Annotated in this window: 13 protein-coding genes; 11 read left to right on the top strand and 2 right to left on the bottom strand. The window is 37.3% G+C overall.

The window, feature by feature from the left end; all coding sequences use genetic code 11:
• The first annotated feature begins 14 nt into the window (after positions 1-14).
• The 7 genes from AUF14_RS16350 to AUF14_RS16320 all read left to right on the top strand — a co-directional run bounded on the left by AUF14_RS16350 (position 15) and on the right by AUF14_RS16320 (position 6,871).
• On the top strand, positions 15-887 hold the full coding sequence (locus tag AUF14_RS16350) for a phosphotriesterase family protein (protein ID WP_070503304.1): 873 nt from the start codon (positions 15-17) through the stop codon (positions 885-887).
• A 15-nt stretch (positions 888-902) separates the two neighbouring features.
• Positions 903-1,994: an aminotransferase class V-fold PLP-dependent enzyme gene (locus AUF14_RS16345; RefSeq protein ID WP_070503306.1), complete on the top strand. Its 1,092-nt coding sequence runs from the start codon at positions 903-905 to the stop codon at positions 1,992-1,994.
• A 16-nt stretch (positions 1,995-2,010) separates the two neighbouring features.
• Positions 2,011-2,934 (top strand): GntR family transcriptional regulator YhfZ, encoded by a 924-nt coding sequence (yhfZ, locus tag AUF14_RS16340; protein ID WP_102866172.1) that lies wholly within the window; start codon positions 2,011-2,013, stop codon positions 2,932-2,934.
• Between the two features lie 111 nt (positions 2,935-3,045).
• A complete protein-coding gene (locus AUF14_RS16335; RefSeq protein WP_070503308.1) occupies positions 3,046-3,399 on the top strand; it encodes a hypothetical protein in 354 nt (117 codons plus the stop codon).
• Position 3,400: 1 nt separating this feature from the next.
• Entirely contained in the window at positions 3,401-4,555 is a 1,155-nt protein-coding gene (locus tag AUF14_RS16330; protein ID WP_070503310.1) for a YhfX family PLP-dependent enzyme, read from the top strand.
• Between the two features lie 4 nt (positions 4,556-4,559).
• Positions 4,560-5,774, top strand: a complete 1,215-nt coding sequence (locus AUF14_RS16325) for a phosphopentomutase (RefSeq protein WP_016179108.1) — start codon at positions 4,560-4,562, stop codon at positions 5,772-5,774.
• A gap of 62 nt (positions 5,775-5,836) precedes the next feature.
• The gene (locus AUF14_RS16320) at positions 5,837-6,871 is read left to right on the top strand and encodes an amidase family protein (RefSeq protein WP_070503312.1); all 1,035 of its coding nucleotides are present in this window, start codon (positions 5,837-5,839) and stop codon (positions 6,869-6,871) included.
• Between the two features lie 701 nt (positions 6,872-7,572).
• On the opposite strand, the gene AUF14_RS16315 is transcribed toward AUF14_RS16320, so the two are convergent.
• Positions 7,573-8,760 carry an IS110 family RNA-guided transposase gene (locus tag AUF14_RS16315; RefSeq protein ID WP_002297293.1) on the bottom strand — a complete coding sequence of 396 codons (1,188 nt, stop codon included), beginning with the start codon at positions 8,758-8,760 and terminating at the stop codon, positions 7,573-7,575.
• A 353-nt stretch (positions 8,761-9,113) separates the two neighbouring features.
• Between AUF14_RS16315 and AUF14_RS16310 the strand changes: the two genes are divergently transcribed.
• From AUF14_RS16310 to AUF14_RS16295, 4 genes are read left to right on the top strand one after another with little or no spacing between them, the layout of a single operon-like run.
• Entirely contained in the window at positions 9,114-11,177 is a 2,064-nt protein-coding gene (locus AUF14_RS16310; protein WP_102866171.1) for a BglG family transcription antiterminator, read from the top strand.
• Positions 11,174-11,644, top strand: coding sequence for a PTS sugar transporter subunit IIA (locus tag AUF14_RS16305; RefSeq protein ID WP_102866170.1), 471 nt, complete (start codon positions 11,174-11,176; stop codon positions 11,642-11,644). The genes AUF14_RS16310 and AUF14_RS16305 overlap by 4 nt, the downstream gene beginning before the upstream one ends.
• A gap of 11 nt (positions 11,645-11,655) precedes the next feature.
• Positions 11,656-12,063 (top strand): hypothetical protein, encoded by a 408-nt coding sequence (locus tag AUF14_RS16300; RefSeq protein ID WP_070503316.1) that lies wholly within the window; start codon positions 11,656-11,658, stop codon positions 12,061-12,063.
• A gap of 27 nt (positions 12,064-12,090) precedes the next feature.
• Complete coding sequence (locus AUF14_RS16295) at positions 12,091-12,384, top strand: PTS sugar transporter subunit IIB (RefSeq protein WP_016179113.1); 294 nt, start codon at positions 12,091-12,093, stop codon at positions 12,382-12,384.
• A gap of 101 nt (positions 12,385-12,485) precedes the next feature.
• Here AUF14_RS16295 and AUF14_RS16290 read toward each other — a convergent pair whose 3' ends face one another.
• Entirely contained in the window at positions 12,486-13,694 is a 1,209-nt protein-coding gene (locus AUF14_RS16290) for an IS110 family RNA-guided transposase (RefSeq protein ID WP_049220023.1), read from the bottom strand.
• Between the last annotated feature and the right edge of the window lie 273 nt (positions 13,695-13,967).

Raw genomic sequence — 13,967 nt, 5'->3', positions numbered from 1 at the left:
AGGAGTCAAAATAGATGTTACTTGATGGAATAACGTACATGCATGAACACACAACAATTGATTTATCACGGTTAAAAAATACTGATGATACCAATTTAAACTGTTTCGATGAAACTGTCTCAGAATACAAAAAAATGTATATTAAAGGCGTGCGTAATATTGTTGATGTGACGAATATGGATATGAGAAGAAATCCGAAATATGTTCAAAAAGTCGCTGATTTATCAGGGATAAATGTCGTGCAAGCGACTGGATTTTATCAGGATAAATTTCTTCCAGAATTCGTAACAGAGGCAACCGTCGATCAGTTGACAGAATTCATGATTAAAGAAATCGAAACGGGAATTGCGGATACATCAATTAAAGCGCAAATCATTGGTGAGATTGGAACAAGTAAAGACACCATGACTGAGCGTGAACGTAAAGTTTTTACTGCTTCAGTGATTGCTCAAAAACATACTGGAGTTCCAATCACTACTCATACCACTTTAGGAACCTATGGGCATGAACAGGTTGAATTTTTCAAAGCGCAAAAGGCAAATTTAGAAAAAATCGTCATTGGACACGTTGATTTAACAGGAAATTTCGATTACATCTTGCATATGCTGGACCAAGGAGTGTATGTTGAATTTGACACAATTGGGAAAGAAAACTACCAACCAGATTTATTACGAGCGACCATGCTAAAAGAAATCGAAAAAAGAGGCTACGACGATAAAGTATTTCTCTCAATGGATATTACACGGAAATCAAATTTGGAGTATCAGGGTGGGATTGGTTATTCCTACTTATTAGATAAGTTTGTCCCATTAGCACTTGAAACAGGTGTTTCTGAACACTTTATCAAAAAAATGCTTCAATATAATCCTCAAACATTTATGAATTAGGAGTGGATCGACACTATGGAAGCATTTCCTTTGAAAAGTTTAACAATCGAAGAAGCGACGAATTTGCAATTTAAATTGGTTGATTCAATTACACATTATTTTTCTGGTGACGAAATTTTAACTCGAGGAGATCTCGGAGTAGTAAAAGAATTAAATCAACCAAGAATGACCAACAAAGTAGAAAAAGTATTAGCTGATTTTTTCAATGCTGAAGCGGCTATGCTAGTACGTGGTTCAGGAACGAATGCGATTAGACTTGCACTACATGCGGTTGTTGGAACAGGAAAAACAATCCTGGTTCATGATGCGCCGGTCTATCCAACCACTCAGGTCTCGATTGATATGCTGGGTATACATTTAGTTTATGCGGATTTCAATGATTTTAATAGTGTGACAGAGGTACTTCGAGAAAACAAAGTTGATGGAATTTTAATTCAAGTAACCCGTCAAAAAATTGACGATTCGTATGATCTGAAAAAATTGATCTCACATATTCGCTCAATGAATAAAAAAATACCGATTGTGACGGATGACAATTACTCAGCTTTGAAAACTGAGGGAATCGGCTCACAATTTGGCGCAACCCTCGCTTGTTTTTCGACCTTCAAGCTGTTAGGGCCTGAAGGGATAGGGTGTATCGTTGGAGCTAGAGGTGCGATCAAACGCTTAAAGCAAGAGAACTACTCAGGCGGCGGTCAGGTTCAAGGCCATGAATCACTAGATGTGTTAAGAGGGATGATTTATGCGCCAGTATCGTTAGCGATTTCAGCCAAGGTTAGTGAAGAAGTCAGCGATAGAATCAATCGCCATGAGATTGAAGGATTGGAAGCGGCATTTATCGTTAACGCGCAATCAAAAGTGATTGTTGTGAAGCTTACCAAACCATATGCTAAAAAAATAATTGAAGCAGCAACAAAATTTGGCGCTTTACCCAATCCAGTAGGCGCAGAATCGAAATATGAGTTTGCACCGCTGGTTTATAGGGTGTCAGGAACGTTTAGAAAGGCTGACCCTGCTGCGGAAGATACAATGATTCGGATCAATCCGAATAGAGCAGGAACCGATACTATTATCAATATTCTAAAAAAGGCCATGGCGAGTATTTAAAGAATGAGGAGTTTCTATGGGAGAAGAATTTTTAAAGAAAAAAGGAATTGTTGTTAACTATTTAGCTTCCGATCTACTACAGAAAAAAAAGGGTGATCGGGTACTGAGTGTGACGGAATATCAAAATAAGTACGCCGTTTCTCGGGGAACCGTACAAAATGCTTGGGCATTTTTGAAGGAAATAAAAGCGATCAAAGTAAAAAGTCACGGACATATGGGAACCTTCATCGAAGAAATTGATTACAGCATTTTGCAAGAATACGCCTTATCAGATACGATTCTTGGAACGATGACTTTGCCTTATTCAAGACTTTACGAAGGACTGGCTACCGGCATTTACGACGTATTCAAGGAAAATAATATTAAGCTGAACCTGGCCTATATTCGAGGTTCGAAGGAAAGAGTCCGTTCTATCGCAAATAAAACGTATCGCTTTGCGGTTGTCTCAAAATTTGCCGCCGAGCAAGCCATTTCCGATGGGGAACCAATAGAAATTAGTCTTAATTTTGGTCGACATTCTTATCTAAGTGAGCACGTCTTGCTTTTTCGAGATAAGAATCAGAAGAAGATTGAAAAGAATATGAAGATAGCCATTGACTATAGCTCAATTGATCAACGATTACTGACAAAAGCGATAATCAAAGATGAACAGGTAGAGTATGTTGAAATGCAAGGACATCAAATTATTGCGGCTCTCCAAATGGGACAAATTGATGCTGGTATCTGGAACTTTGACGAAATACGTGATAAGAATCATCAAGGACTACATTATGTTCCCTTAACTGAAAGTGAGATGGAGAAGGATATGAGCACATCAGTAATCATTACCCAAAAAGATGATTCTTCAATGAAAGCATTCTTCCAAAAAAGCGTAGACAAGAAAAAAATTCTATGCATTCAAAAAGACGTATGTGATGGAAAGCTGATTCCTCAGTACTAATTTTTTTAAATTATTCTCTTTTCCATAAAAACCAAAAAAGGGTAGGTTATATACCATGAAATTTATCCTTCAATAAATAAAAAACGTTCATTCGTAACTAGGGGGAACAGCATGATTCGAGAAAAATTAGCAATATTACTTAGCTCTGAGATTATTGATCAGGAAACACAGGATTATGTCTTGAGTGTTTTAGAGTATCTACTGAAAGAGAACATCATCGAGGAAGAACAACAAGCGGATGTTTTTTTAACGCATCTTGCTATGGCTGATATGCGTAGAAAGAAAAACGAAACCATCAATGATCTAGAGTCTTTCATCCGCGCAGAAATTGAAGCGGATGAAAAATTTCTTCACTCAAAAGAATTATGGCAAGACCTTCAAGAAATGACTTCAAACAAGCACTTTGATGAGACAGAGTTAGACTACTTTTATCTTCACATCATCAATATGCTGAGGGAGGAATAGGATGTTTTTAGATGTCACTGCCCGAAGAAATCCAAACTTGATTGATGCAGCAGTTGAACTTCATCAAAAAGGACTCCTCCTTCCAGATACCTATATCTTGGATCTTGACACAATTGAAGAAAATACATTAAGCCTTGTTAACGATGCAAAAAAACAAGGGATTCAATTATTTTACATGACAAAGCAATTTGGACGGAATCCATATGTTGCGCAAAAAATTCATGATGCAGGGATAGAAAAAGCTGTTGTTGTGGACTTCAAGGAAGCGTTAATCATGATGGAACAAGGGCTGCCACTTGGAAATGTTGGCCATTTAGTACAAATTCCGCAGCGACTTTTAAAAAGGATCATGCTTTATGGGACAGAGTACATGACCATCTATTCGTTGGAAGCGTTGCAGCAAATTATCAGTATTGCCGTAGAGCTGAACATCAAACAAAAAATTTTAGTCAAAGTCATTGAAAAGGACGACCAAATCTACGAGGGACAATTTGGCGGCTTTCACTTAGATGAGTTACCAAGTATCGCTCATTTATCAAATAAAACGGATTTAGTTGAAATTGCTGGTGTAACGTCTTTTCCATGTTTTCTCTTTGATGGTAAAGCGAAATTATTACCAACAAACAATGTTGAGACGATAAAAAAAGCAAAAATGATATTTAAAGAAGCTGGCATTGAAATTACAGAGGTGAATATTCCATCAGCTACTTGTCACGAAACAATTCCTTTAATCAAGGAAATCGGCGGCACACAAGGAGAGCCTGGACACGCATTAACAGGCACAACCCCTCTGCATGCCAAAATGGATTTGCCCGAAAAACCAGCAATGGTATATGTCAGTGAAGTCTCGCATAATTTAGATGGCCAGGCCTATTTTTATGGCGGAGGCTACTATCGAAGAGGCCATTTTAGATCTGCGTTGATTGGAGATGCCCACTCTCTAGTGAGAGATAATGTGAATCCATTCAGTGATGAGAATATTGATTACTATCTTTCAACTCAAAAAGAACACCCGATAGGCTCGACGGTCATCGCGGCATTTCGAACACAAATTTTTGTCACTAGAAGTGATGTAGCAGTAGTATCTGGTATTCAAAAAGGAATAACAAAAATTGAAGGAATTTATGACAGTCTAGGAAATTTGATTAGAAGGTGAAACAATGGGAAGATTTGTCGTAATTGTTTTAGATAGTTTTGGTGTTGGAGCGATGGAAGATGTAAAGGAAGTTCGTCCAAGAGACATCGGAAGTAGCACAGCAGGACATATTATACAAAAGAATGAAGCCATTCATATTCCAACGCTTGAAAAATTGGGGTTAATGAACGCTCTTGGATATGAAATAGGCAACCACAAATTTTCAAAAGAGGCAAACTATGGAACCAGCAATTTAGCCCATCACGGAGCAGACTCCTTTTTGGGACACCAAGAAATCATGGGAACTACCCCTAAAATACCTTTAATCCAACCTTTCAATCAAAAAATTGACGAAATTGAAGAAAACCTTATTAAGCAAGGGTATAAGGTTAGACGTGTAGGAGAAAAAGGCACACAAATTTTAGTGGTTAATGAAGCGGCAACTGTAGGAGATAATCTGGAAACGGACTATGGGCAAGTTTATAATGTATCCGCTTGTTTAGCGTTAATCAGTTTTGAAGAGCTGAAAAAACTGGGACAGGCAGTTCGAGAGGTCGTTCAAGTGTCTCGAGTAATCACTTTCGGAGGACAACAGATCACTTTGGACAATCTATTAAAGGCAAGAAAGGTGAAAAATAATGAGATAGCTGGGGTAGATGCTCCTGAATCGGGAGTTTATGATCACGGCTATCAAGTGGTCCATCTAGGTTATGGCATTGACAAAAATGTACAAACACCAACAATTTTAGATAATGCCGAAATTCCTGTTTCTTTTCTGGGTAAAGTAGCTGATATTATCCAAACGGAGAGTAAACGACTATTTCCAGGGGTGGATTCAGATAAGCTTTTCGATGACTTAATTCAAGAAGTTCAAGGGATAGAACATGGTTTTATCGCGTTGAATATTCAAGAAACAGATTTAGCCGGTCACGCAGAAGATGTCGACAGGTATTCAGACCGACTAGAACTTAGTGATCGACGAATCAAGGAATTAATCCCGTATCTGAATAAAGGGGATATCCTACTTGTTATGGCCGATCACGGAAACGATCCTACAATCGGTCATAGCAACCATACAAGAGAACGGGTTCCATTATTAATTTACAGTCCTGATATTCAAGGGAGATATGTTGGTGAGCGCAAAACCCTCGCTGACGTAGGAGCAACAGTTGCTGATTATTTCAATGTAGGTGCTCCGCAAAATGGAGAATCATTTTTAGCTGATTTAATTTCAAACTAATCAGATATGCTCGATCTACGGTGATACACCAGCTAGATCGGGCTTTTTATGGAGGGATGAGTATGGAAATTCAAAGATTTCAAGAGTATTCACTGAAAACAAGTCTGGCAATGGCAAATTTATTCCAATCAGTGATAACTGTTTATCCTAATTGCATCACAACTATTCATTCAGAAGCTGACTATTATATGGGCGTTAAACAAGTCCCTATGATTCCAGATGCATTTGTCAGTCATTTGGAACAAAATGGTTTTCATCTTCACACGATTGATAAGGCAAGTCACAAAGGAAGAGGCATTGATATAGATTTAAAAAATCCAATTACAGGTCGTTTCATGACAGGCTCATCAAGCGGTACAGCAGTAAATGTTTTCTATGGAATAAATGATCTTGGGGTTGGAACAGATGGTGGAGGCTCGGTACTATCTCCTGCAGCTGCTTTAAATTTAATTGGATATATTCATCCTAATCTCGGATCGGAATGGATAGATTATGTGAAATATTCAAAGACATCAACAGATGGAATCTCTTTTATCCCTTCTATTGGATTTATCAGTAGAGATTTGGATTTAGTCAAACAGGCATCATCATTATTCATAGCTGATAATTTAAAAAAGAAAAAGATAAAGATCGCTGTAGATTCTGAGATTGATAAAAATGAATGGGCTGAGTTTGATGAGTGTATAACTGTAGAAACTACGAATCTCGTCTATAAATATGAAGCGAGTAGAAGCGAACTGATTCATTCGCTAAAGCAGCTTCTTTCCGATTTTGATATTGTCGTTTCAAAAGAAGGACCGATTGATGTTTACGGAATTGGAGAAACACTTTTTGGACATTTTGATAAACAAACTAGGTCAATTCAGATTCAGGGAAAAAAAGGGTTTGTTCGTGTAGTGAACATGTGTAATGCAGTAGGGTTGATCGTCCCTAGTCAAGAACTTGCCACAGGGTATTTGATAATAGGTAGGAAGTACAATTTTATTGAAAAATATATATTTGATTTGGCTGAAAAATTGATAAGCAAGCAAGACTCATTAATTGAAAATTATTTTTTAGATTATCGTTCATATTTTTCCGAAGGCTATACTGTTTAATAATGAAAAATAGAAAACTCCTCCATAAAAATTACCTATTTTGCTATCTTCACTTTTTTTAGTAATGATTTACGTTGGGGGAGGCAAATCAGATTAATGATTTTTTTTAACAGAATTAAGAATAGGATAAGCAGCGTTTTTGACAGAAAAGAGGTCAATTTTGATCCTAAAAAGCTAATAATACACTCATTCCTCACTTAAAATTCTGATACTTTTTAAAATGAAAATGTCTACACGTAATCGTTTTTATATCAGAGAATGCCCTTTTTAAAATAATACAAAATGCGAAGCAAAAGACTAATTAGCTACTAACAGCCAATTAGTCTTTTTGCTGTTTTAGGGATCTCTTATATGGATGATACCAATTATTTATAAACAATTATTTGAATGCTGGTGGTGCCTTCAAAAGTCTTTTTGAAAAGGAAGTAAAAATAACAAATAGCAGAGAAGAGATTTTACGGTTAAAATTGAATATCATCAACTTGTTGATTGGGGTGCTTAAAATTGGGGATGAAAGCGGATACTTTCCGTTGTATATATGACCTATACTATGGGTGAGCTCAAATGATAACGAAGAGAGACTAACTATATAGAGTCAAGTAAAAATTAGCCAAATCAAAAAATATTTTATAACAGATAATTCCGAAAAAAGGGTACAACAAATAAGCTTCTTACCATTAGTTTTTTTGAATGTTCAATAGCTAATCAGAAACAATTATATAAGGCTCGTTTTTAGTCAAAATAGCATGAATCACGTAACAAAGCTTACGAGAAACCGCACCTAAGGCAGTTAGATGATGTTTTCCTTCGGAAACTTTTTTCTGGTAAAACGCACTAAAAACAGGATCACATTGAGAAGCTACTAAAGCCGCCGAAAACAAGGCTTTTCGCAAATATGGAGACCCTCGTTTACTCATAACATTATGCGTTGCCTCATATTGCCCTGATTGTGTCACGGAAGCGTCTATCCCAGCGTAAGCAACGAGTTTTTTCGGGTTAGAAAATTTTTGAATATCTCCGATCTCACCAAGAATAGTCGCACCGTTTATAGGACCAATTCCAGGAATTGTGAGAATAACAGAATTTAAAGTGTCCATTATGTGCTTGATTTCTCTTTCCGTTTCCTTTATTTGGCTTTCAATGAATTTTAATTGTTCAATCATTGAACGTAGTTGGAAGGTGAACGCTTCTTGAGCAAATTTTACTCCAAAGGAGTTAGAAGCTGCTTGCTTCAATTGGTCCGCTTTTTCTGCCTTGATTCGGTTCCTGCTTAACTCAGCTAAGTATTGGGCCAAAGTTTCTGAGGAAATGTTTTCTAAGTCGATCGGGGCACTAAACGCCAGCAATAACTCTTTAGAAGCTTTTCCGAAAACGCCCTGCTTGGTAAAAATCGTCGCGTATTCTGGAAAGACTTGATCCAATACGGCTATAATTTTTCTTTTGAAGTCGCTCGCTGTACCTACTAAATAAGTTCGGTAACGAGAAAGTTGTTTCAAAGAAAAAACATTTTCATCGGATAAGACCGTTTCGACAAATGAGCCATAGCGCATTAAGTCAGCAATCAAAACAGAATCAATAATATCGTTTTTTCGTTTCCGTATTTCTGTACCTTTACGCCATCCGTCTGTTTGAAGGGGATTCACAACGTGAATCAAATAATCTGATTCGTGAAGGTATGAAAAGATGGACAGCCAATAGTGCCCCGTGGCTTCCATCCCTATAACAAAGTCACTGGGTGCTCCGGAATAGTCGACCATTCGCTCAATTAATGACTCTGCTCCTTCAGTGGTGTTAGGAAATGAAAAACCTTTTAGTAATACCTTTCCTTCCTCGTTCATGATAGAAGCAACGTGAGTGCGTTTACCGATATCAATGCCTAAAAAGTACATGTATATCTGACCTTTCAAAAAAAGAATTTTGGATTGAAATCCACTCAACTGAAAAGCGTCACTACCTTGTACGAGATACGGAGTAAAGTAAGGACTTTCAACATCTAACTCATACGCAATCCACTTATCAGAGAGAGGAGCCAGTCTCTCGAGTGCGGGTTCAATGACCCAAGGGGGGAACGGCTTAGCCTCTCAATCCAATAAATATATTATCTCAAAAGAAATGAGTTAATACCAAATTAAAATAACGATGGTTCATAGGGTTATCCAATCAAAACCGGAAGGTTAAAACCCTAACTCTAATATACAAGGGTTGATGATGAAAATTTAGATTACATGAAAGGATGATTGAAGTGGATAAGAGAAGTGAACGGATTTTGAACTATCTGGTATACCATTCTCAAGTCGATAGTCGGACGCTCATGAAGGAGTTCCACATTACTCGCAATCAGTTAAATTACAGCATCAAGAAAATCAATGGCTGGTGTGAAGGATTGAATTTTCCAGAAGTTATGCGAACAAGAAATGGGTTATTTTATCTTTCGCCAGAGTTATTGGCACATTTTAAGCAAGCGAAGGGGACAGAAGCAGCAGCAAATTCTTTTTACACAGAGAATGATCGGTGCAATATCATACTGCTAATCTTATTTTCGAAACCGAGTTATTTGTCTTTGGATCACTTCATGATTGATTTACAGATTAGCAAAAATACGGTTTTGAGATCATTGCGTTATTTGAAAAGGCATCTTCCTAATGAAATTGAGTTAACTTATTCTCGCAGTCATGGATATGATTTGGCAGGCAATGAATGGAATCTGAGAAAACTATTGATTGAGACAGTTAGCTCGCTACGAAAGTTATCCAACGGTGATCAACTGTTAATGAAATTTGCTGAGCCAGTCAGTGATAAGATCGCAATTTTTCATGAGATTTTAGAAGATGCGGAGGAAACACTGAAGGTTAAGTTTTCTGATGAGCAGGTTGAGATACTTCCCTACATTTTGGCAATTATCAACTATCGGATAGCAAATGGAAAAGTAATCCAAGAGTCATTTCAAATTAACAATAGTATGCTGGCAGATACCAAGGAATACGCGGTAGCTAGTGAGATATTTGATAATTGGAAAGAAATTCCTGATCAAGAAAAATTATTCATCACTTTACAGCTGCTGACTACAAACATCATCTCTGGAGATATTTTGACAGAGGAGCTATCTAAAAATCTATCGTCGATTATCGAGGATTGTTTGACTACTTTTGAAAAGAAGGCTTGTGTAACGTTGAAGGACAAGCAAGATCTTAAAGAAAGAATGATCCTGCATATGAAGCCGGCCTTTTATCGAATGCGATATCACTTGAACTTAAAAATGAAAATTGAAGATATCCAATTTGATCCAAAATATGATGCGTTTAAAGAGCTGATTCGTGAGGCTTTTCAACCTCTTCAAGAGTTTATCGGTGAAAGTATTCCAGATGAAGAATTCTTGTTCATCACGTTATTCATTTTGAGTGCATTGTCTGAAGAACAGAAGGAAAGAGAAAGTTATCATGCTGTTGTAGTTTGCAAGAGCGGCATATTGATCTCTCAAACGTTGAACACTTTCCTGCAAAAGATTTTCCCGGAGTTTACTTTTTTACCTCCTTGTTCATTGAGAGATTTTTCAAAAATTAAAAGCAAAATAGATGTAGTTTTTTCAACTGTTCCAATTAAGGATGTAGAAAAGCTCTTTATTGTAAAACCTATTATGAGTCAATCAGAGTTAAAGATATTGAAAAAGCGTGTATTACGAGAAACAAATGGGGGTGCTCAGGAAGAAGCGGGGCAACTCTTAGAAAAAATAATGACAACTATAGAAGATTTTTCAACTGTTCACGATCGCACAGCCTTAGAAAAGAAGCTTATCGAGCTCTTTCAAACAAGAGATGACTATCCATACGATCAAGAAATAAATCATGAGATCAGTTTGCTGGATGTTTTAACACTCGATGCTGTTCAGATTATTGAACAGGTCGAAGATTATCAAGAAGCGATTCGTTTAGGGAGCCGCCCTCTTTTGAAAAAGGGACAAATTACCTCAAATTACATTCAATCGATGATCGAATCTCATAATATGGATGACTCTTATATTGTTTTGGGAAATGAAGTTGCAATTCCTCACTCTCGCCCAGAAGAAGGAGTTAATGAATTAGCTGTTTCATTGCTGCATGTTAGACAAGGAGTGAACTTTTCAAGAAGTGAGCGCGTTCATTTTGTGTTTATTATTGCTCCAATAAATCAAGAGAGTCACATCAATGCGCTTTTCGAAATTATGAGTATTGCTGAGGATGAACATAGGCTGCGGTATATGCGAACCTGCAGTACACCTCAAGAATTATTAAACAGTTTAAAACTAGGTGAAGGTGAGGAAGACAAATGAATGTTAATGATTTGATTAGAGAAGACCTAGTAATTTTCTCTAACGCCAAAACGAAAACAGAAGCAATAAGCGAATTAGCAGATGTATTGTATGGGAACAATAAAGTAAAAGAGTCCTACAAAAAAGCTGTATTAGAAAGGGAGGCAGCCTTCCCGACTGGTTTGGAGACTGAACATTTTGGAATCGCAATTCCTCATACGGATAGCATTCATGTCAAAGAGCCAGCAGTTTCCATCGCTCTTCTAGAAAACAAGCTCCCTTTTATTCAGATGGGTAGTAGCGATGAGGATGTACAGGTTGAAGTGATTTTCATGTTAGCGGTAAAAAAAGCAGAGGATCAATTAGAAGTTTTGCAAGTGTTTGTCGATTTAATTCAAGATGATTCCTTTATGGAGAGGCTAGTAACTAGTAAAAATGCAAAGGAAATTATCCAAACGATCCATGAATTTTCTGAACAAATGACTTAGGAGTGAGAAAAATGTTAGCACCCATTCTTGATCGTGTTTTGTACTTCAATCTTGGTTCTCTTGGTAGATCAATCGTAGATGTGATCCAAAATAACCAGTGGCTCTTCCTTACCATATTTTTACTTTACGGAGGAATCGTTTTATATGCCAAACTGATCTGGTCGCGTTATCTGCCTCAAAAAATGTACAGCTATCTGAAAAACACTGAGAAGAAAAATCTTTCAATGGAAGAGTTATATGAAGGCTGGTTAAGGTATCGCAAAAAATTGCCGCAGTATATTTTAGTTCCAACACACAATGAATTTTGGGTAAAACCAGCGGCAAAGATGACTGGTACTGAACAAAAGCTATTTTACAATTCTGATAGAAAAAAGCTGAATGAAAAGGATTGCTTTATATTGATTGCTGAAAAACTATAACGATAAACAAACTTGGAGGAATTTACTATGGAAAGAAAAAGAATCTACGTATGCTGCGGATCAGGGATTGCGACATCAACTGTTATCTCAAAAAAAGTGAAAGAAGCCGTTGAAGCAAACAAAATCCCTTACACCTTGGAACAGTGTACGGTTCAACAAATTTCATCAAAAGTTGCAACCTTAAAACCTGACTTAATTGTTAGTTCTGCACAAATACCAACCGATGTAAAAGGTGTTCCGGTAGTTATGGGCCGCGCATTTTTAACAGGGATAAAAAAACAAGAAACGATCGATCAAATTATTTCTATTTTGAAACAATAATCTATCCAAAAAGCTAGCTATGAATTAGTCAAGTGAAAAAGGAATTTCTTTTATCTTTAAGAAAACACACCAAATAGACCTCCAAAAATCGAATGAAAAATTTATTTTTCGGAGATATCTTCGGGAAAATGAACTTCGTAAGGTTTGTTTTGTGTCCAAACGGCAAAAATGATATTCACGAGTTTTCTGGCAACTGCACCAATGGCGGTTCCATGTGACTTTCCTCGTTTTCTCAATTTTTGATAATACAAGGAAAGGGCAGGATCTTTAAATGCGGCGACAAAAGCAGCTTGCCAAATGGCTCTTCTAAGATAAGGAGAACCACGCTTAGAAAGTCTGTTTTTGGTTCCTGTAAAATCTCCAGACTGATGAACAGAGGCATCCAGTCCAGCAAAAGCAAGGAGCTGATTGGGGCGTTCAAAACGTTTGATATCCCCGACTTCTGCCATGAGGACAGCGGCAGTAATGTCACCAATCCCTGTAATGGTCGTCAAATAGTTTTCTTGTTTTGAAACGATTTCTTGAATTTCTGCTTCAATGATCTTGATTTGAGAATCAAGCAACTGAATCTGTTCCAACATGATTTGAATCTCTAACTTGAAGACATCAGAAGCAATTGAAATGCCAAAAGAATGTGCCGCAGCTTCTTTCAATTTCATCACTTTTTCTTCTGAGCGAGCGATTCCTAACCGTTTCTCACTTGCGGTATTGATGGTTTCAATGAGACGTTCGGCATCAATCTCAAGAAGATCTTCTGGAATAGGAGAATTTAGTAAGACTTGCGTGGAAGAACAACCAAACACATCCGAAAAAATCTGATCGTATTCAGGAAAGACCTGATCTAAACAAGCAAGAATTTTTCTTTTTAAGTCAGAACACCGATCCACTAAACCATAGCGGAATCGTTCCAGCTGTTTCAATCGGAAAATATCTTCTGCGGGAAGTTCGGTTTTATCAGGCAAGTCCAATCGAATGACTTGGGCGATCAATAAAGCATCAATCGTATCAGTTTTTGTTTTCCGAATGTAAAAATCGCGTAATACATCGGACTGTATTGGATTGAAAACAGTGGTATGAAAGCCTAGCTTATGCACGAAAGTGTAGATGGACAGCCAGTAATGACCAGTGGCTTCCATTCCGACCATGGTGTTTTCTGGAAGTAACGCGTGTTTATTGAAGAAAGCAAGCAGTTGTTCACTGCCAAATTTGGTATTGGAGATACGGATGGTTTTTCCGATCGATTTTCCGTGTTGATCAATCACTCCAACTTCATGGTGTTGCTTACCAATATCAATACCGAGAAAAAACATTCAATCAGATCCTTTCAAGGATTTGTCAGATAGCGGTTATCCTCTCTGCTCTTGGACGATATAGCCTCGTTAGATATTCAGAAACCAGGTTCTATCTAGCTCATTCATATACTGTCGCAAGAGAAGAGGCGTCAGTCTTTTTGAGGAAGACAAGGCTTCAAGGAGGAAAACTACGACCTCTATCTGCTTACTACAAGTTTAAACCAAAAAGAAGGTTTAAAGGAATAACCAGTCAGAATGTATCTGACAATATTAATATACGAGGAGGAAAAA

This window comes from Enterococcus avium, from assembly GCF_002891025.1.
GTDB lineage: Bacteria > Bacillota > Bacilli > Lactobacillales > Enterococcaceae > Enterococcus_A > Enterococcus_A avium.
Note: the sequence above shows the minus strand (reverse complement) of the source record. Positions and strands in the feature narration are given on the sequence as shown.